The sequence below is a fragment of the Caballeronia sordidicola genome (genome assembly GCF_002220365.1).
In the GTDB taxonomy this organism is placed as follows: Bacteria; Pseudomonadota; Gammaproteobacteria; order Burkholderiales; family Burkholderiaceae; genus Caballeronia; species Caballeronia sordidicola_C.
This window is the reverse complement of the sequence record NZ_MTHB01000096.1, coordinates 40,040-58,915: the sequence shown is the minus strand read 5'-3', so window position 1 is coordinate 58,915 and position 18,876 is coordinate 40,040. Positions and strand designations below refer to the sequence as shown.

Here is an 18,876-nt window from a genome sequence, read left to right as displayed (position 1 = left end):
GATGCATCATCCAAACAGACCGTGGAGAAACCAGCGCGGGTCTTCGGCCTCCGCGCTACCGGGTCGCTCGCGATAAATCCAGTAGCAACTTTGATCGCTGGCTTGCGCGACGAAATAATCGCGGCTTGTCAAATTACCGTCGAACCATCCCGCTTCGATGCGCTCAGCCGGCGACACCAGTTTCAGCGACGACCCATAGAACGGCCGATGGCTTTTCATCATCAGTTGCAGCGGCGTTTCAAGCAGCCACGCCGGGCGCGGCAGATCGGACGGCACGGCTTCAAGCTTTTGAGGATGGGTGGTGTCGGTGACGGAGATCCATCGGTTCGCTTGTTCAGGCCGGTAATCCGATGAAGGCGCAGCGCGCAGCACGTTCTCGGCGCCCAGTCGCGCAACCAGCAATTCCAGCAAGCGGTTGTGGTCCTCAGGCGAGCCGCCGGGTTCGGGAAAAAGCGTCTCGGTAGGCGGTTCGGCGGGCTGTATTTTTGCCGCGCTCAGGCGCATGGCGATCACCGGAGCCACGAGTTCCGTGCGGCCAAGCCGCTCCTTGAACAAGCGCAGCAGATGTTCTTCGTGCCAGGTGGGTTCGGCGAGGGCGATCTGGATAACGGTGGGGTCGATGGCGTCGCGGCCGCGCTCGTGTTCCAGCGTGAGCGTGGCGTGCGTGAGCGCCAGTTGCTGCGCGCTCAGCCAGCCGCACAGTTGCACGATCAACCGGCGCGCGGAAAACAACATGGCTTCCGCATGCTCGATACGATCGGGCAGCTCGATGCGCGCGCTGAAAGCCGGCGGCACAGCCAGCCATTCGTACAACTCGGGCGCGAGTCCATAAGCGCGATCGAGCGAATCCAGCAGCGCGACGCCGCAGCGTTTTTTAAGCCCGGCACGCGGCAGACGGCGGATGTCGTTCAGCGTCTTGCAGCCTAGCCCCGTGAACCAGTCCATGAAAGCCCGCACTTCCGGTGCGGCTTGGAACGGCAGCGTTCCAAGCTTGCGTTCAAGCGATGCCATCTTCAGCACGCGCCGCTTGCCTTGGTGAATGCTGTAGGTGCTTTTGGCCAGCAGCCACGCGCCCTGGCCGGTCGGCGCCGTGCTCAGGCGCGCCGTCACGCCGATGGCATCGACAATGTCCCGCATCTGATGACACAGCCGCACGATGCCGCCGAAGAGCCGCAAGCTCGCCGTGACGTCGATAACAATGGTTTCCTCATCGCAGAGCGCGACCATGGGTGAGAATTTCATCAACGAAAAAGCTGCCTCGCGCATCAAGTCGTTTTCCCGGCTCAGCTCGCGCTCGAACATGAGGGTGTCGGGCGAGAGCGTGAGGACGCCGCCGCGTTTCATGCCCACGCACACGCCGGCCTCGCGAGCGCCCCGGTCTGCGATAAAGACCGTGTCGCGGTCGAGGACGACGCAGCCGTTTTCAGGCTTACGCGACCAGCGTGGACGGAACACTTCCAGCGACAACCGGGGTAGATGTATGCCGACGTACACGGGCATGGGGACTCAGCAGGACGGGAGAGGGTTGCAGGGTGACGGACAGTCTTTCGGCGCGAATCGGGCCTTTGCGCTTGATGATGTCGACAGCAATACCGTCACCGGCCGGCCGCACGCACAGCCTCAACGTGGCCGGTGACGAGTCCGCCGCGCTCGCGAGCGGGCGCACCATCAGGAACAGCGTTTCAGAGGATTGCGCGGCCATGTGCAGGCGCCGCAGCGATTCCGTGCGCGCGTATTGCTGCCAGAAGACGAGGGCGCCGCAACTGCCCGTCTTGAGAATTTGTTCGGCTGACCACAATGCGTCAGCCAGTTTCGATGCGCGCACCTGGAGCAGCTTGTCGAGCGGCACACCCAGATACGCGAAAGCGAGAGCATTTGGACTATGAGGCGGTTGCACAAAAGCGATAGGGCGTTTGCTCACGGCGGCGAGCGCCGGGCGTAACAGCCTGACTTCACCCACGCCCGGCTGCTGCACCAGCAGCTCGATCAGCGTTCCCAGCGGCCAGCCGCCGCCCGGCAGTTCGGCCGACAGCATGGCATAACCCGTGTCGACCGTTTGCCCCTGCGAGCGCGCGAGCTGCGACCCGCGCCACAAGGCGGGGTGGATGTCTTCGACGTTCTTGAGCAAGGCTGACATGGTAAATTTAACTGTATGGATGTACAGTACTTTACCTTGAATTTGATCGAGCCTGAACTGCCCCTTTTAAAACACGGGGAGGAAAGCAGAGAGGAAATTATGACCGGTGAATGGTGTGAAAACGGTAGGGAGAATGTGCGGTGACCATCCTGGTTGGCACGGCTTCGTGGACCGATCCCACGCTGATCAAGTGCAAGCGTTTTTATCCGCCCGGTTGTTCGAGCGCGGAGGCCCGGTTGCGTTATTACGCGTCCGTGTTCCCTTTGGTGGAGGTCGATTCCAGCTATTACGCCATGCCTAATGCTGCGAATTCGGTGTTGTGGGCTGAGCGGACACCGCCCGGGTTTGTGTTCAACATCAAGGCGTTCCGCTTGTTCACGGGGCATCAGACCGCACGCGACATGTTTGCGCCGGACATCCAGCCGCTCCTGCCGCAGAACGGCAAGACGAGCCTGTATTACAAGGATTTGCCGGGCGAGTTGCAGCAGGAATTGTGGTGCCGCTACTTCGAAGCCGTTGAGCCGCTTCGTCTTGCCGGCAAGCTCGGCGCGGTGCATTTCCAGTTTGCGCCGTGGGTGATCTGCAACCCCCACGGCATTCGGCATGTCGAGCACTGCGCGGACGTCATGGGCGCAATGGACGGCTACACCATGGCGGTCGAGTTTCGCAACCAGACCTGGTTCGATGCAAAGCGCCGGGATTCCACGCTGGCCATGGAACGTGAGCGTGGACTGGTGAATGTGGTGGTGGATGAACCGCAAGGGTCGAGTAACAGCATCCCCGCCATTTGGGAAACAACGCATCCGCGGCTGGCGTTGATTCGCATGCATGGACGCAATCAGGACACGTGGAATATCAAAGGCGCGGTTGCATCGTCGTCGAGATTCAACTACGAGTACAACGACGATGAACTCGATTCAATGGCGAGTCAGATCATCGAGATTTCAAAAGCGGTCGAACTGACGCACGTGGTTTTTAATACTAACTACGAGGACCAGGGACAGCGAAGCGCGAAAACTCTAATGAGTATTCTGGGGGTGAGCACGACCCCGCCGTGATCCATTTCGATGGCTAGCTGGCAAAGGCAGAGACCGGCCAGAAGCGGTCGTTGGCCGATGTTTCGATATGGACGTTCAAGGGTCTTTTCAAGCCGGGGAAGCGGCCATTGACATGGTCGCGGTTCCGACGATTGCTGAGGTTTGGGTGCTGTCAATTGCACTCACGCTACGATCGGCAAGATTCGGACATTGGACTATGGGTCTTCTTGACCGTCTGAATGCATCGGGCGTACAGATATCAGTCGCTCGCCCGGCTGCCCGGAACCTGACCTCATTAAATGTGCAGCCTCTCGTATCATGTTCCAGGGATCAAATCGAGTGCGTTGGTAGTTTCTACCGCGCCTCGGCGACAACGTCCTGCGTACGATCTGGCGAATCGGCCGAACGGAAGCGGCTGCGATAGTCAGCCGGATTAATTTTCAGTCGCCGTTGGAACGTGCGTCGCAGTGCGTCCGTACCATCGAACCCGCACTGTCGGGCAATGTGGCGCAGCGGAAGATCCGTGCTTTCCAGATAACGCCTTGCGGCATCGATACGCGCGTTGTTCAGGAATGCAGTCGGACTCAGGCCGCATTCCTTCGTGAACAGACGCGTCATGTTGCGCGGGCTCATATGCGCCCGCTCCGCCAACGAAGCGAGCGTGTGCTCGGCGGCAAGGTGGTCCAGCATATATTGCTGGATCGCCAACATTTGCGAATCAGGCGCGGCCTGCGATTCGAGCAACGGGCTGAACTGCGATTGTCCACCTGCTCTTCGCAGATACACGATCAGATACTTGGCGACGTCCAGCGCCATTTTCCTGCCAAAATCTTCCTCGATCATCACCAAGGAAAGATCGATCCCTGCCGTCACGCCCGCCGTGGTGTAGATGCTGCCGTCCTTCACGTAGATGTGATCCGGCTCGATCCGTGCGCGCGGAAACGTGGCAGCCAGACGCGGCACATCCATCCAGTGCGTGGTCACCGTGCGCTCGTTCAGCAATCCCGCAGATCCGAGCGCGAACAGGCCGTTGCAAATGGCGGACACGCGCCGGGCATGTTTGAATTGTTCCTTGAGCCAATCACTGAGAGCCGGGTCGTCAAAGGTTTCGAAAATGCCCAGGCCGCCGGGCACCAGCACAGTATCGAAGTGCGGGCACAGGTCGAAGATCGTACGATCCGGTACGACAGTCAGCCCACTTGAGGACTGCACACTGCCGCGCGTAGTGCCCACGGTGAGCATTTCATATTGGCATTCGCCGCCGCTCAATACCTTGACTTCTGCAAACGCGTCTTTAGGCCCGGCAACATCCAGCAACTGGAAGCCTGGAAAGACAATCATGCCTATTTTGATCTGCTTCATCGAGTTCACGCACTCAGGTCGTCAAGCTCACGGAGATCCAACGGCATTATTGCGGCTGGTTTGCGCCCGGATCAGGCCGAGGCGGTTTCACGATCGTACCCCTTCATTTTATAAAGCAGCGCAGACGCCAGCCAGCCGATCACGAACACCGCGACAATGCCGTATCCTAGCAAGCCGAAATTGTCGTTGAGACGACCAATGGCCTGCCAGAACGGTCCGGTCAGGCTCAACCGGTCGCCCAGCAGTCCAAGCGCCTCGATGCTGCCGATCATCAGCGCAACGACCGTGGAAATCAGTGTAATCGTCAGATTGTAGTAAAGCTTGCGCATGGGCTTGACGAATGCCCAGCCATAGGCGCCCAGCATCAGGATGCCGTCGGTGGTGTCGATGGTTACCATGCCGGCTGCGAACAGACATGGAAACACCAGGATAGTCCAGATCGAGAAGCCGGCCGAAGCCTGTGCGGCCGAAGTGCCGAACAATGCCATTTCGGTGGCCGTTTCGAAGCCGAGCCCGAACAGGATACCCAGCGGCAGCATCAGCCAGCTCGAACCGACAAGACGAAAGAGCGGCTTGAACAGACGCGCCAGCAGATTGCCTTCGAAGTGCGTCATGCGAAGGTCGCCGTCATGACGCTGGCCGCGACGCATGCGTCCGAACGCGCGGAACAGACCTGACAGCAGCACGATATTCATGGCGCCGATCATGATCAGAAAAGCCGCAGATACAACGGTGCCGAGCACCTCACCCGTCTCTTTGAATGAATCAAAATGATGTGCCAGAGCTTTGGTTGTAAACGCAACCGCAACCGCGCCGACTACCACGGTCAGCGAATGGCCAAACGCGAAGAAAAAGCCGACCGTCACGGGGCGTTTTCCGTCGTTCATCAATTTGCGCGTCACGTTGTCGATAGCGGCGATATGGTCTGCGTCCATTGCGTGGCGCAAGCCGAAACTGTAGGCGATAAAGGCGGTACCGATCAGCGACGGTGAAGCCCTCAATACGATCCAAGCCCATGCCCATGCAAGAACGTTGATGAGTGCAAGCGCGACATACATCGCGCCAATCTTCTGACGTGCAGGTGATTTGAAGCACGTCATCACGGCGTTAAGCGTTTCCATGCCCTTCTCCTGGTTTGATCAAGACTCAAGTTCAATGGTTTTTCGAGTGCAGAGGTCTGGCGGCCGTGTGCGTCGCTGTGGCTGGGCGTCTGGCGACCATTACGTGCGCGAGCTCGTCACGCGAAAGGACGCCCCTCGACCCGACCACATCCAGCAGTGCCTCGAGAAAACGCTCGTAGTAATCCCAGCGCGGCTGACCTTCGCACGGCGCGGATTCCCAGCGCGCGATTGCCGTAATCAGGCATTGGCGAAAGTCTTCCCACTCGAAGTAACCTGCTTTTGAAAGCGACAGCGCTAGGCCGAACACATCTCTTTCCCAGCGATTGGAAAAGAACAGCTTGCCGTCCAGCCGGGGCGGAGAATCATCGGCGCCGAGCATCGACGCTGCCGCATATTCTTCGAAGCGCGTAAACATGGTTGACCTTACGCGGCAGCGGGAGACGCGACCAGCGCGACACCCATCATCGACTCAGGCGTCACAAGCGCAGCCAGTTCCTGCTCGCTCAGGCGGTCGGTGTTCGCGGGACGTTCAGGCACAACGAACCAGCGGATCTGCGCACTGCTATCCCACACCTTGACCGCGGTTTCCGCCGGTACCTCGACGCCAAATTCGCGTAGCACCGCTCTCGGCTCGCGCACACCACGTGCTCGAAATACCGGATCCTTGTACCAGTAAGGCGGCAAGCCAAGCACCGGCCACGGATAGCATGAGCACAACGTGCAGATGATCAGGTTGTGTACGCCGTCCCCGTTTGCAACGGCTGCCATATGCTCTCCCTCCGCACCGGCCATGCCGGCTGACAGGTCCAGCTCGGCGATTGCCTTCGGCGTATCCTCAACCAGGCGCTGCTTGAACGCCGGGTCTACCCATGCCCGGGCGACAATCTTTGCGCCGTTGAACGGACCAGCGACGGTTTCGAAATGCTGCAGCACTGCATCGACCGAGTCACTGCCGATCACACCTTTTTCGATCAACAATGCTTCGAGTGCGCGCACTTTAGCCGCGCTCGAAACCTCGCGGTCATCTTCATACTGAAACAGTTGAGTCATGACGATTCCTTCTTGCGCTGGTTAGAGGCTGGCCTGAAGATAGGCTTCGTACAGGTCTGCGTAGATCGTGGTGTGGCGCTCGCTCTTGCCCTCGCCCCAGATGTCGGCGGCGTCGAATGCGACCCGGTACACCACCATCGGCTCACCGATTCCGTCTACACCGGTTGAAACGAAGTACGAGAACGTACCGGGATAGACCTCCACCACCTTGCCGGTCTTGCAGCGCAGATAGCCCGGCAGACGGGTGTGATCGACCGCTTCAGGATCGGCGACCCGTATTGTTTGTCCGTTCGAGAAGCGCGCCTTGGTACGCCGTTCGCGATAACCGGAATCTCCTTTCTCGAGATACGCATCGATCTGCTCCTTGATCGGAGCACTGAGGCTATCGGGCATAGGAGCCTGGGGATCTGCCCGATACAGTGAAGCGCGTTCGGCCAGCTCATCGGCGGTGATGTACCCCTGATCCACGAAGAACTGCGAGATGCCCATCAGCCATTTCTCGTAGTAGCGGTACTTGAAGTACTCGAAGGGCTGCATGTCTTCAGCGCCGGTGCGCAAAGACGCCCATGTCCACGTGCTTTTGAAAGCAGTCGGCAGTTCCTTGATTGGGTAAGCCGGTAATGCATCGCCGAGGTGATTGCTCTCGGCCATCATCGCTGTGTGAATGCCAAAGATACGACGCTCCCACGGCTCCACAAAGACACGCGTTTCGACACTGACGGGGCCCAGATTCTCGACGCCCCCGAGGTGGTGCTGTAGTTTCACGGCTTACTCCAGAAAGTTAGCGATTATTGGAAGCCAGGCGGCGTATGCCTTATCCGAGTTTGTGCTCACGCTTGAATGCAAGCGCGTCGCCCAGCACTTCTGACACGAACCCGAATGCGGCACCCGTCACGAGCGCTGCGGCGGCAACGAGGCCAGGATTGCTCAGCCCCCATGTAGTGATGGGCTTACCTGTCGCCACCGTTGTTCCCACCGTCGAGGCGAAGCCCCAGACGATGGCGGGCAGCACATCCAGCAGCTTGATCTTCGACGCCTGTACCATCGCAGCACTGCCGATACCGACCAGAACCGCAACCGCTAGTGCGCTGCCGCTGGTTGTTGCGATGCCTAGCAGGGTGAGCGAGCTGATCACGGCGCCGGCCAGATTCGACGCCACGCTTTTGACGAAACCGGCGCGCCCCGCGCCTAACACGAAGAACGACGCCCAGGCGATAAACGTGACCCACACGGGCACGGGAAAGACGGTCGCGGTGAGCCATGTATCGACCACTGCGAGCACACCAATGCTGACGGTGTAGGCTTCTGACTTTTTCATCTTCGTACTCCTGAGGTGGGTAAAAGGGGGGAGAAAGATGGGGCACTCAGGTCATGCAACCGAGCAGGCCCTCGCGCATGGCCGGCATGTCGAGATCGCGCCCAATCATCACGAACTTGCCGTCGCGCGGTTCATCTTGCGCCCACGCTTTTCCGAAGCTCGAGTCGAGCAACATATGAACACTATGGAAATGCAGGCGGCGACGCTCTTCGTGCAGGTTCAGGACGCCCTTCATGCGCAGGAGTTGTTGCCCGTGGGTTTGCACAAGCTGATTGGCCCAGCGATTAAAGCGCATGGCGTCCAATGGCCGCGGAATGATGAACGAATGCGACGCAATGGAGTTGTCGTGTTCATGGTCATGCGCGTCTTCGTCGAGAAGATCGGGCTCGACCGAGAGCAACGTATCCAGCGAGAAGTGCCTGATGCCGAAGACTGCTTTAACGTCAACCGCGCCGTGACGCGCAATGTCGATCGCTGCGGTGGGATTGAGCGTGCGGATACGTGCGATGAGCCCCGTCACCTCCTCAGCACTAACGAGATCCATCTTGTTGATGATGATGTGGTCCGCGAACACGACCTGCTCACGGGCAATCTCATCGTGGAGTTGCTCATGGAAATGATGCGCGTCCACAACGGCGACCACCGACTCCAGCTCAACGCGTTCCCGCACATCCGGGTCGGCAAGAAATGTCTGCAGTACGGGAGCTGGGTCGGCCAGCCCCGAGGTTTCAACGACCAGCCGCTCTAGCGGTTCGCCCGCGCGTGCCAGTAGTTCAGACACGCTCTTAACAAGGTCTTTACGGACGGTACAGCATACGCAGCCGTTATTGATCTCCACCAGCGCGTCTTCATCGGCGACGATCAGGTCGCCGTCGATGCCGACTTCGCCGAATTCGTTGACGACAATGCCCACGCGTGCCGGTCGCGCATGTTCGAGAAGATGATTGACCAGCGTAGTCTTGCCGGCACCGAGAAAGCCGGTGACCACTGTGGTCGGAATTTTGTTCAGTCGCATCTCTACTCTCCTCATGTTCGCCGGCACAAATGCCAGAAGACGAGGCAGGTAGAGCGACTTCCGGGCCGAGAAAACTCGGGTGTCCCGATGCGCGATGCATTTGGCGTGAATCGCCGGGCAGCGTGACCAGTTTTGTCGAAACCGTAAGTTCCGGCCAAACGACGAGATGCGGCGCGCTTTGATGAGCCCGCAATAATCCCCTGCTAACGGACCCGCGTCGGTGCACGTTTCCCCGAAGTTGTGCCCAGAGCACAACGAGATGCCTCGCCACAGGGCGACTCAAAACCTGCCACGCGTCGAACGCGAATATCCGACAGACGAAAGATGTGGTAAAGCCGTGCGCATTAACGCAGTGTTCTCGGGTCGAGTTCGATTTTTTTTCTATGGTCCGCCTAACAGTGTTCGGAAAGTCCTCCCGTAAGCGGCAGTCGACCCGCACGAGCGAATGTCCACTGGACCCCGGAAACCCCGTTGCTCTCACGGCGGCGCGAATGACGGCAGTGGGTCGATCACCGGCAGTCGCGAACGGCCGAGTCCTCGCAGAAAAGCGGTGGCCGCGCAACTTATCGTGGTGTGTTCACGCAATACCGCAGGTACGAACTCGAGCCGTAACGGGAAATTCCGTCACCGTCCCTGCGTACCCACTTGAACCGTGCGACGCGCGTCCAGATTTTGCTGACGCAGTGCCTCGGTTGTTTCGCCGGAACCGTCCGCGCGCCAGCCCGGCGGCAGCATCACGTAACGGATCGCAGTCCACACGCTGCCCGCCGACACGACATCACGGGCGAGGCTGACCCAGTTCGTCGGCCATTGTCGTTGGGGCGAGCCGGGTTCTACGTCAGCAATGCGGCGGATAGCTGACAGTGACGGTATCGAGCGGCCGAAGGGCAGCTTCCTGCATCAGCGAACTCACACTCCCGTCCCACTTCCGCCTGTCGCGCGGTCGGGCATTCAAGGGCAGCTGGGAGTAGTTCGGTCATGCAAGCCGGCGCCTTAGGAACAGCGGTTAGGCCATTACCGTCATGCGAGCATCGACTTCGGACAGGCGCTTAAACCCCGCATTCCCGCCGTTCGACCCACGGCGGTCGTGAATGACGTCCCATCCGCCGCCGATGCTGCCAATCACCGATGCGTACCCGCCCCCCTTACGCCGTTGGAGTCAGCGAGAGGTGAACGGTTGGGTTCCAGCTTCTTCGGGCGTCCATGTCTGCACGCCGCGGCGCGGTCGTCGCCCAATATGCGATCGCTTACTGTTTGTCGAAGGCTACGTCCGCAGCCTACCGCTTACGAACCGTGCCTCACCCAGACCGAAAGTCCGGTCGTCGTCGCCATTGCCGAGATACGAAGGGCTACCGTGTTCATCAAAACCCGGGCGGCCAAGCCGCCCGGGTCGCCGTAAGTGAGGGCGTCATGCCGCCCAAAAAAGGCTGCGAAAGTCTCCGTCGAATCGTGTCGGGCTATGACCCGTTAATTCCACGGGTCGCCATTGCCAAATGACCAATCCGAGCGGTCTACGAAGACCAAGTTGATCATGATGTCATCGGGGCGCACGGATAGCTTGCTCTTCAGTTCGTCGGCTATGTATCGGAAGAAGGCGAGCTTTGAATCTTTATTATTTCCGACAGTGCTGGTCACTTGGATCAAGATGAAGTCAGGCGATCGATTCCAGCCGAGAAAGTGGGGATCGTAAATTAAATTATCGGGAGAATGCTCGCCGATAACTATGAAGCGGTCGCCATCCGGCGCCTTCAAAACATCGATAATTCCCTGGTACACGACGTCGGCCACAGTGGCGCGATACTCAGGGGATTTCCCTTTAAGTAAATCGATACGAGCAAACGGCATAATAACCTCCTATGGTGCAGAGTTGGACGAGTTGGATGTCCACTGACACGGGGACTAAATCGACTCCGTGCTGTCTGAAATCTACAACGATCCCATCGCCGGCAAATGCCCAAGCTATTGGGCATAGCCCTAAGCGCTGAGACACGGCGTCGCCGGCTCGCGCGGCCTCCTTTCTCGGGCCTCGCGCGATGTGCGAATCATTGCCTTATGCCCGATTATCCAGCTCCGGCACGCCGCTATTGCGGTCGGCGTAGGCTGCCTGGAAGGTGGGGCGAAGCTGCCAGCGCTTCCAGTAGGCATCAAGATGCTCGAAGCGCTCGTCGAGCGGTGTAACGTTGACCGGGAACTTCGAAAACGCAATCGCTGTCGCCAGCGTGATGTCCGAGAAGGTCGGTTCACTCCCACCGAGCAGCCATTCACGGCCGTCAGCCAGATGCTGGTTGACCAGCGCCGCATGCGCCAGTGCCTCTTTTCGGCAATGTTCGCCCCAGGCTTCATTCTTCGTCAGTTCCAGCTTCATCCCGAGCCCGGTGTGCAGAACATGGAACGCTGTGACGATGCGATAGAGGATATGCACCCAGATGCGGTTATCCCACATATTGTCGAGACCCTGTTCCAGCGCATTCTCTCCCATGATCTTTCGTCCGGGGAAGGTTTGGTCGAGGTAGCGGACGACGGCGGCTGTTTCGGAAATAAAGCTGCCATCGGCCAGTCGCAGCGTCGGCGTTTCGCCCCACGGGTTCATTTTCAGGTGCTGCCATTGCCGTTGCTCGCCCACCGGCGTCATATCGTAGATCTGCTCCTCGAACTGATCGGCAATACCCTTTTCATGCATGAACAGACGCAGGCGCTGCGGGTTGGGGAATGCCGAGGGCGAGGTGAAGACGTGCAGTTTGGTGGTCATTTCAGTCGTTCCTTAGAGTGCGTCGAAGATGGCGGCTATTTCAGTCTGGCGCCTGGCTTTGCTTGTGTTTCGTCATCTGCACAGGCAGTGAACGTACTTTATTAGCTTGTTATGCGGAGATAAATGGGGTAAAAATCAATTAATCTATTACATTTTGGAACAAGTCATGGCCACCGTTGACTCGATTCAGCTCGGCAACATCGAGCAATTTTGTAAAGCCGCAGAGTTGGAAAGTTTCACGGGCGCGGCCGAGGTTTTTGGCGTAACCCCGGCGGCAATCAGTCGATCGATCAGTCGGCTCGAACAGCGTCTTGGTGTGCGCCTCTTTTCGCGGACAACGCGCAGCGTCAAGGTCACAAATGAAGGGGAGCTTTATTGGAAGGAGTGCCAGATAGCGCTCGATCAGATCGCCGAGGCCGAGCGCGCGATAACCGGTGCACAGACGGTGCCAAGTGGGCTGCTGCGCATCAGCGTTAGTGCTGCTTACGGAACGTATCGCTTGCTGCCTTTGATGCCCAGGTTCACCGAGGCCTATCCACAGATCGAAATCGAGCTAAGTATCTCGGACAAGATCATTGATTTTGTTGAAGAGGGGTTTGACCTTGCCATTCGATTGGGCATTCAGCGTGATTCGCGACTGGTGGCATACAAGCTGGAGGATGCGTCTTTAGGAGTGTTCAGTACATCGGATTACTTACTGAAAAAAGGCACGCCGCTATCGCTCAATGACCTTGAAGAGCATAACTGTATTCAATATGTGTCCCCGAATACCGGGCGACCCATGCAATGGTTGTTCACTGATGAAAAAGGGGCAGAGATTGAACAACCGATAAAGAGCCGAATGCGGGTGCTCAACGATGCCCTAGGGTGCGTCGCTTGGCTCAATGCGGGAGGCGGCCTTTACCAGACCTATCGTTTCGCGGCGGCCGAAGCTTTGAAGCGGGGCGATCTCGTGGAGGTCCTTCAGAACTATGCCGGGCGCTCCCGACCGTTCTCCATCCTCTATCCACAGAATCGTCACCTATCGGCGAAAGTGCGTGCATTTGTTGATTTCTTGCGGTCGGCGGTAAGTGCATAGTCCGCGCGACTATTGAAAATTCTGAATAGTCTGTTTGTGACTAGCTCAAACAACAGTTTCACCTTTAGTGGCGGGCGTCCGTTGTACCTTGAAAGCCGCCCTATTGGGGGTGTTGGGTCGACCGGCCGCTTCGGGTCGGCTTGTGACGGTCGTGAGTAGGCAGCGACCGGCTCACAACGGACAGTCGACGAAGGACCTAACAGCGCTGACAATCCTTGTTCGATGGGAACAATTTTGCTGTAAATCGGGGCGGCGTGTTCGGCTTCGCCGCAGCATCTCGATTATCGCCGATCCATTCGTGAGGACCACTGTGAAACAGATCTTGATCGCTGCCTTCGCCGCTCTAGCTGTCGTTGCAGCGTGGGCGCAGTCGCCAGCAGACTTCTCCTCCGTCGACTCAAAGCTAAATGCATGCTCTGCCAGCAACCCCAACAATCCAGGAGTTTCAAATTGCGCCATGGCTGCTACAGCCACTGCCGACCAGCGGCTGAACAACGTCTATGACGGTCTGGTCAACGCCCTCAAACATCCCAAGGGCCCCGATGACGCGCGCGATGATCCCGAGATCCTCAAGCGCTTGATCGCTGCGGAACGCGCATGGATCGCGTTCAGGGATGCAGAGTGCAGCTACCAAAGCACCGTTGCGCTCGGCGGAACTGGCGAAGGCTACGCCAACAACGCCTGCCTCTATAATCAAACCAAGGCGCGGGTGAGGGCGTTGACGGCGCCTGATGCGCCCCAGAACGCGCGGTAGCAGAGCTTAGGCGCGCAATTCCCGGTACGAACTCGGGCAGGCTAAGCGCGCTTAGTCGCGGGCGTCCGGACGCGCTAGACCACTGCCGCTAATCGGCCAGTTGCAGACGTCGGCGCATACGCCGAAGACCCATAAAACGGCGCAACGAGGTTCTCGAACGGCTACCCCAAGCGCCAAGCGGCATTCCACGCGGGTCGCCGCGTGGCGCGTGCTACAAGTCCAGGTACGCTTAGCCCTATGCAATAGACCTGACGATGCCGCCGTCTACACGTAGCGCCGTACCGGTAGTGGCTGAAGCCTGCTCCGAACAGACGTACACAACCATATTTGCAACCTCCTCTGTCGTTGCGAATCGGTTGATGAGCGATGTGGGACGCGTTGTGTCCAGGAATTGCTGCTCGGCGGCGGCTTGGGTGATGCCTTGGCTCTCGGCTCCGGATTTCATCCAGTTCGACATAATTTCGGAGCGCGTCGGGCCTGGAAGCACTGAATTTACCGTTACGCCCGTTCCGCCGACCAACTCCGCAACCCCTCTGGAAATTGCAAGTTGCGCCGTCTTTGTCATACCGTAGTCGATCATTTCCTTTGGTATGGCCAGTGCGGACTCGCTGCTGATGAACACAACTCGTCCCCACCCCCGCTTCACCATTTTCGGCAGATAATGGCGAGTCATGCGTACACCGCTCAAGACGTTGATCTGGAACAGGTCGAGCCAATCAGCATCGGTGAGCTCGTCAAACGACTTGGGCTTTGCCGTGCCCAGGTTGTTAATCAAAATGTCGGCGCCTTCCACTTGCTTGAAAAAAGAGGCTGCGCCTTCCGCAGTAGCCAGGTCGGCGACGACGCCATCGATCTCAGACTCGGGAAATAGCTGACGTATCTCCCGAACAGCTTTGCCAACCCGTTCTTCGCCGCGGCCGTTGACCACGACCGACGCTCCAGCGCGCGCGAGCCCCTCGACAATCGCTCGGCCGATACCGGCCGTAGAACCCGTTACGATCGCCTTCCGGCCTTTTAGATTGATGTTCATAAAATCTTCCTGAAGCAGATTTAGATAGCGTCGGAGACGCAGGATAGCCTTTGGCGAAGCGCCTCGGCGAAGCGGGAAAGACGGCCTCGCCTTAAAGACCATTTCAAAAAGACCCTGAAGGGTTGTTACTCTTTTCGGCAAGCTGTAAGCCCAGCACGTTTCCCTTCAAGAATGGACATAGGAGATGTTTTTTCTGTTCTTGATTTAGAGGCCGATGGTAGAAGCTTTCCTTGCCAAAGATAATCCGCAACTTGTTCATAAGATTAATTCTTATAGAGAATAGATCCGGCGCCTGAATCTGAGGGACATGAATCGGCAACTGTATTCGCCGATTCATGTCGGTCGACCGGCGCCAAACCGAGCGGTACTAACGTGTAGCAATGTCCATGGTCGCTTCGGCAAGGATGACTTATCTATGTCGCAGCGAAGATCGAATGTTCCGACCCGCGGGTGAGTGCCTGATCTGGGGGGAATCTGTGGAGAGCGGGCTGGGAGTTCATCGCTAATAATTCGAATTGTTGGCAATGCATGCTCAAAGGCAAGCGCACTCTCAGCGTTCAACGACGGGTGACCGATGGAAACATCAGGGTCGATCGCTGCTCTTGACGATGCCGAGGGCGCAATGCATCTTACGAAGCTTCACCACATCAATTTTCGAAGCAACTCGACGATAAGACGAGCCCCTTCGCAATCCGCTCGATCCGCCTGCTGCTCGAACGCCGAGACCCGCGCATCGGCCTGATTGTCGAATAAAATTTGTCGGTCCGGACGAACATTGATTCGCTTTGCCATTAGCGCTACCCTTTAATCGTTCGTGATCGTCGAATGCTGGTCAACCCGGAGATGACCATTTCGTGAAGCAAGCGTGGGCTTTCACCTGCATCCTCGCCTTGAGCGCGGTCCTCGGCGGATGCGGCAAGGACGGATCGCGAAACGGTACTCAGGAACCGGGCGTATCCGCGAGTCAGGCGCCGGCTCAACTGGGGCAGGCCGCGAGCGGCACGCCCGCCGCATCGGGCGCGCAGGAGCGGGGCGCGCCGGCTGCTGTCACTAAGGCGCAGTTGCCGGGGGACGCAGCCGAAACACTACGTCTGATCAAAGCGGGCGGCCCTTTCCCCTTTGGCGAGGACGGTGTCTTGTTCCGCAACAGCGCGACATTGCTGCCGCAGCATCCGCGCGGCTATTACCACGCATACACAGTTCGCACGCCTGGCGCGGCGGACCGCGGACAGCGCCGCATCGTATGTGGTGGACCGCGCAGGCAGACCGGCGACTGCTACTACACCGACAATTACTACGCCAGCTTCAAACGCATTGCAGAATAACTTGAGCCAGTTAAAAACGCCCCGGGCCTCCTATAAAGCAGACGCCGGGGCGTCGTGGTTTCAGAGACCGCAGTGCCAAGTGTGTCGCCCCAGTGCGCGCCACCATCCGAGACTGTTTTCTTCAGGCTTCTGTACGCGTGGCGCTTTGCGCCGACGTCTCGCCGAGGTCCGGCGCGCTCGCTTGTTCGGCCTCCTCGGCCTGCCAGCGGCGACGCGAGCGAACCATCTTCTTGAGCGCGAGCCGGGCCATCTTGACCCAGCCAAGCGGCCTCGGATCGGCGAGCATGCTGAGCGCGCGGGCGTAGTCGAGGGTCAGGCCGGGCGTCCAAGCCATCGTTGCCGCGCGTTTGCGCACCTGAGCGGCGACCCACAATTCGGGTGTCGACATCACCCGCAACAGCGGTTTCCAGCCACCGGACTTTGCCCACACCCGAGCCGACGCGCCTTCCACCGCCGCTTCGAGCGCGCGCGCCACCGTGCTCGAGCAATTGCGATACGTCAGGTTATAGGTCGCATCCTGCCGATACGCGTCCCAGAACCGTTGCAAGCGTTCCGGATCGTAGTTTCGGATACGCACCTTGACGGTCGACTCGCACCACGCATTGGCCTCGGTCCGGTAGTCCGGCTGGAAGACGCCCGGAATGTCGTTTTCCCGCGTCGCACGCAGCATGCGCCCGAATTCCTCCGGCGAACGATCGATTTCCGTCCCCGGATACAAGCTGATATATATGCCCTCGGGCGACTCCAGCGCCGCGTGGCCGGTGGATATCGCGCCGTTTCGGTCGACGGCCGCGATATAGCGGTCCACGATCACACGCGGCTGCGCCTCGGCCTTGGCGGTGGCGGCCGGCATCCAGACGTGGATGGTGAGGGCGCGTTCGTCGTCCGATGGCGGGCCGTCCCATTCCGTTACGCCCGAAACGGCACTGGCCAGTTCCGCTGCGGGCGTAACGGCAGCCGTCGGCAGGGAATCCTCCACCGCGGGGTTGTGCTCCATCCGGCGCACGCGCATGGCGAGCAGGATCATGTTCCAGCCGCTGAACAGCAGGCCGAGCGACACGCAGTATGGAATCGTCCCCGCATACCGCACGGGATAGGGCAAGTAGAAGATGAACGCCACCACCATCTCGAACACGCCACCCGCGATGGCAAGACGCCAGCGCCGGAACCGCACGATTCTGGCGGAAATGATCTGCAGGATGCCGTCGGCGAAGAAAAGCGTGCCGAAGATCATCGCGAGGATGAAGTTGGCGTGCAGCGTACCGATCAGGATCAATGTGGCCGCCAGCGTGAAGGCCGAGCCCTTCACGTAGCGCAGCTTGCGCTGGCCGCCCATGCCGGTCCACGCAACGGCCAGCGTCGAGAGGCCCTCCAGAAGCAACAGGAAAGCGAACGGCTTGAGCGGAAAGTAGAGCGAGCCGTCCATCATGTCGATGAACACTTCGACGCCCAGCGCCACGCTGAGCCATCCCGCCACCATCAACGCTTTCCAGCGCGTGCGCAGATAGTCGACGCCGAGAAGGATCATGACCAGTCGAACCATGAAGGACCTCCGTGGGCTGTGGCACCGAGCGGCGTGGATTGTCTCAATATAGCAGCGCAGCGCGGTTCCAAGCGCGGCGTCGCAGGACGGCACGCTTGAAGAGGGCAATTTTGCGTGACTAGATATTTAGTGGCCTAGATACCCGCTGTGGACGCTCGCCGTGTAGTGCGCCGAACGCCGGCGGTGACCTTCCCCAAGTCGTCAAGGGGACGATGGAAAAAAACCGGAGACACGCTGTAGATTGCAAATTTAACGAGCGCGGAATCAGTTGCCGCGGGCGAAATGCACTGAGTAACAGAGCAGATGATTGGCCAAAGATCGAGCACGATTATTATCGGAGATAGGACGAATGGGGATTCTCACGGCTTTTGCCTTAGCGGCCGCAATTCAATCAGGCACCCCAACGCTCCCTGCGCAGACGGACATTGATGCGTCAGGTCCCGCCGGCCCCCTGCGAGGAACGCTGCTCGCACCAGCACCCAACGGTGTCCCCGTGATCCTGATTGTTCCCGGATCAGGCCCGATCGACCGGAATGGCAACGGCCCCGGTCTGCGAACTTCGACGTACAAGCTCTTGGCAGAAGGCCTCTCGACGCGCGGCGTCGCGACCGTTCGCATCGACAAGAGAGGCATGAATGGCAGCGCATCTGCGGTACCCGATGCCGATGCTGTCACCATCGACGACTACGCAAACGACGTCCACTCGTGGGTAGCAGCTATCCGCAAACGGACTGGGGCTTCTTGCGTGTGGGTGTCGGGACATAGCGAGGGCGGCTTGGTCGCGCTGGTTGCGGGGCAGAACTCATCGGATATCTGCGGTTTGATCCTGATAGCCACGCCGGGTCGCCCGCTAGGTGAAGTGATCCGTGAACAATTGCAATCGAATCTGGCAGATGCGCGGATGCTAGATAATGCGTTGTCTGTGCTCGATGTCCTTGAAGCAGGACAGCGGGTGGATGCATCTAGAATCGATCCCGCTTTGATGCCGTTGTTTCGCCCCCAGGTTCAGGGCCTCCTGATGAGCGAGTTGTCTGTCGATCCAGCGAGGTTGATCGCGACTTATAACAAGCCGGTGCTCATCATGCAGGGACAGCGCGACGTGCAGGTCAAACCCCGAGACGCGAAGCGACTCAAATATGCCGATCCGCACGCTGAACTCATTCTCCTCCCTGACACCAACCACTTTCTAAAAGCCGTTATCGGAGGAGAAAGTAGTGAGAAGTCCCCGTCAAACATAAATGCGGATCTTCCGTTGGAGAACAATGTAATAGACGCTATCCATGACTTCGTGAAGAACGCGCCAAACAATCGTTGATGTTCTGGCGTGAAGCGCCGCTCGAATCCCTGATCTCCACAA

At 58.9% G+C, this 18,876-nt stretch carries 19 protein-coding genes; 5 read left to right on the top strand and 14 right to left on the bottom strand.

Going from position 1 to position 18,876, the window contains the following annotated elements; translation table 11 throughout:
* Positions 1–6: 6 nt before the first annotated feature.
* Positions 7–1,500, bottom strand: a complete 1,494-nt coding sequence (locus tag BSU04_RS14895; protein WP_089161320.1) for a Y-family DNA polymerase — start codon at positions 1,498–1,500, stop codon at positions 7–9.
* On the bottom strand, positions 1,430–2,137 hold the full coding sequence (gene imuA, locus BSU04_RS14890; protein ID WP_089161319.1) for a translesion DNA synthesis-associated protein ImuA: 708 nt from the start codon (positions 2,135–2,137) through the stop codon (positions 1,430–1,432). Before imuA ends, BSU04_RS14895 begins: the two co-directional genes overlap by 71 nt.
* 140 nt (positions 2,138–2,277) lie before the next feature.
* Between imuA and BSU04_RS14885 the strand changes: the two genes are divergently transcribed.
* A complete protein-coding gene (locus BSU04_RS14885) occupies positions 2,278–3,195 on the top strand; it encodes a DUF72 domain-containing protein (protein WP_089161318.1) in 918 nt (305 codons plus the stop codon).
* Between the two features lie 333 nt (positions 3,196–3,528).
* On the opposite strand, the gene BSU04_RS14880 is transcribed toward BSU04_RS14885, so the two are convergent.
* From BSU04_RS14880 to BSU04_RS14840, 10 genes are all read right to left on the bottom strand, one after another.
* A complete protein-coding gene (locus tag BSU04_RS14880; protein ID WP_089161317.1) occupies positions 3,529–4,536 on the bottom strand; it encodes a GlxA family transcriptional regulator in 1,008 nt (335 codons plus the stop codon).
* Between the two features lie 71 nt (positions 4,537–4,607).
* Positions 4,608–5,657, bottom strand: coding sequence for a HoxN/HupN/NixA family nickel/cobalt transporter (locus BSU04_RS14875; protein WP_089161316.1), 1,050 nt, complete (start codon positions 5,655–5,657; stop codon positions 4,608–4,610).
* Between the two features lie 31 nt (positions 5,658–5,688).
* Positions 5,689–6,036 carry a nitrile hydratase accessory protein gene (locus BSU04_RS14870; RefSeq protein ID WP_256982763.1) on the bottom strand — a complete coding sequence of 116 codons (348 nt, stop codon included), beginning with the start codon at positions 6,034–6,036 and terminating at the stop codon, positions 5,689–5,691.
* 44 nt (positions 6,037–6,080) lie between these two features.
* Positions 6,081–6,707: a nitrile hydratase subunit alpha gene (gene nthA / locus BSU04_RS14865; protein WP_089161314.1), complete on the bottom strand. Its 627-nt coding sequence runs from the start codon at positions 6,705–6,707 to the stop codon at positions 6,081–6,083.
* 21 nt (positions 6,708–6,728) lie between these two features.
* The gene (gene nthB / locus BSU04_RS14860) at positions 6,729–7,472 is read right to left on the bottom strand and encodes a nitrile hydratase subunit beta (RefSeq protein ID WP_089161313.1); all 744 of its coding nucleotides are present in this window, start codon (positions 7,470–7,472) and stop codon (positions 6,729–6,731) included.
* 49 nt (positions 7,473–7,521) lie between these two features.
* On the bottom strand, positions 7,522–8,025 hold the full coding sequence (locus BSU04_RS14855) for a DUF1097 domain-containing protein (RefSeq protein WP_089161312.1): 504 nt from the start codon (positions 8,023–8,025) through the stop codon (positions 7,522–7,524).
* Between the two features lie 46 nt (positions 8,026–8,071).
* Positions 8,072–9,040 carry a CobW family GTP-binding protein gene (locus BSU04_RS14850; protein WP_089161311.1) on the bottom strand — a complete coding sequence of 323 codons (969 nt, stop codon included), beginning with the start codon at positions 9,038–9,040 and terminating at the stop codon, positions 8,072–8,074.
* Between the two features lie 624 nt (positions 9,041–9,664).
* Complete coding sequence (locus BSU04_RS47590; protein ID WP_256982762.1) at positions 9,665–9,799, bottom strand: hypothetical protein; 135 nt, start codon at positions 9,797–9,799, stop codon at positions 9,665–9,667.
* Positions 9,800–10,507: 708 nt separating this feature from the next.
* A complete protein-coding gene (locus BSU04_RS14845) occupies positions 10,508–10,885 on the bottom strand; it encodes a tautomerase family protein (protein WP_089161310.1) in 378 nt (125 codons plus the stop codon).
* A 205-nt stretch (positions 10,886–11,090) separates the two neighbouring features.
* Positions 11,091–11,789, bottom strand: a complete 699-nt coding sequence (locus tag BSU04_RS14840; protein ID WP_089161309.1) for a glutathione S-transferase family protein — start codon at positions 11,787–11,789, stop codon at positions 11,091–11,093.
* A 166-nt stretch (positions 11,790–11,955) separates the two neighbouring features.
* Here BSU04_RS14840 and BSU04_RS14835 point away from each other — a divergent pair, with 166 nt between their 5' ends.
* Positions 11,956–12,867 (top strand): LysR family transcriptional regulator, encoded by a 912-nt coding sequence (locus tag BSU04_RS14835; protein WP_089161308.1) that lies wholly within the window; start codon positions 11,956–11,958, stop codon positions 12,865–12,867.
* A gap of 310 nt (positions 12,868–13,177) precedes the next feature.
* Positions 13,178–13,621 (top strand): lysozyme inhibitor LprI family protein, encoded by a 444-nt coding sequence (locus BSU04_RS14830; RefSeq protein ID WP_218827288.1) that lies wholly within the window; start codon positions 13,178–13,180, stop codon positions 13,619–13,621.
* A 235-nt stretch (positions 13,622–13,856) separates the two neighbouring features.
* Here BSU04_RS14830 and BSU04_RS14825 read toward each other — a convergent pair whose 3' ends face one another.
* Positions 13,857–14,651 carry an SDR family NAD(P)-dependent oxidoreductase gene (locus BSU04_RS14825; protein WP_089161306.1) on the bottom strand — a complete coding sequence of 265 codons (795 nt, stop codon included), beginning with the start codon at positions 14,649–14,651 and terminating at the stop codon, positions 13,857–13,859.
* Positions 14,652–15,505: 854 nt separating this feature from the next.
* On the opposite strand from BSU04_RS14825, the gene BSU04_RS14820 reads away from it, so the two are divergent.
* Positions 15,506–15,976: a ribonuclease gene (locus BSU04_RS14820; protein ID WP_089161305.1), complete on the top strand. Its 471-nt coding sequence runs from the start codon at positions 15,506–15,508 to the stop codon at positions 15,974–15,976.
* Between the two features lie 121 nt (positions 15,977–16,097).
* On the opposite strand, the gene BSU04_RS14815 is transcribed toward BSU04_RS14820, so the two are convergent.
* The gene (locus BSU04_RS14815) at positions 16,098–17,519 is read right to left on the bottom strand and encodes an HdeD family acid-resistance protein (protein ID WP_089161304.1); all 1,422 of its coding nucleotides are present in this window, start codon (positions 17,517–17,519) and stop codon (positions 16,098–16,100) included.
* 349 nt (positions 17,520–17,868) lie between these two features.
* Between BSU04_RS14815 and BSU04_RS14810 the strand changes: the two genes are divergently transcribed.
* On the top strand, positions 17,869–18,834 hold the full coding sequence (locus BSU04_RS14810; protein WP_089161303.1) for an alpha/beta hydrolase: 966 nt from the start codon (positions 17,869–17,871) through the stop codon (positions 18,832–18,834).
* Positions 18,835–18,876: the final 42 nt, after the last annotated feature.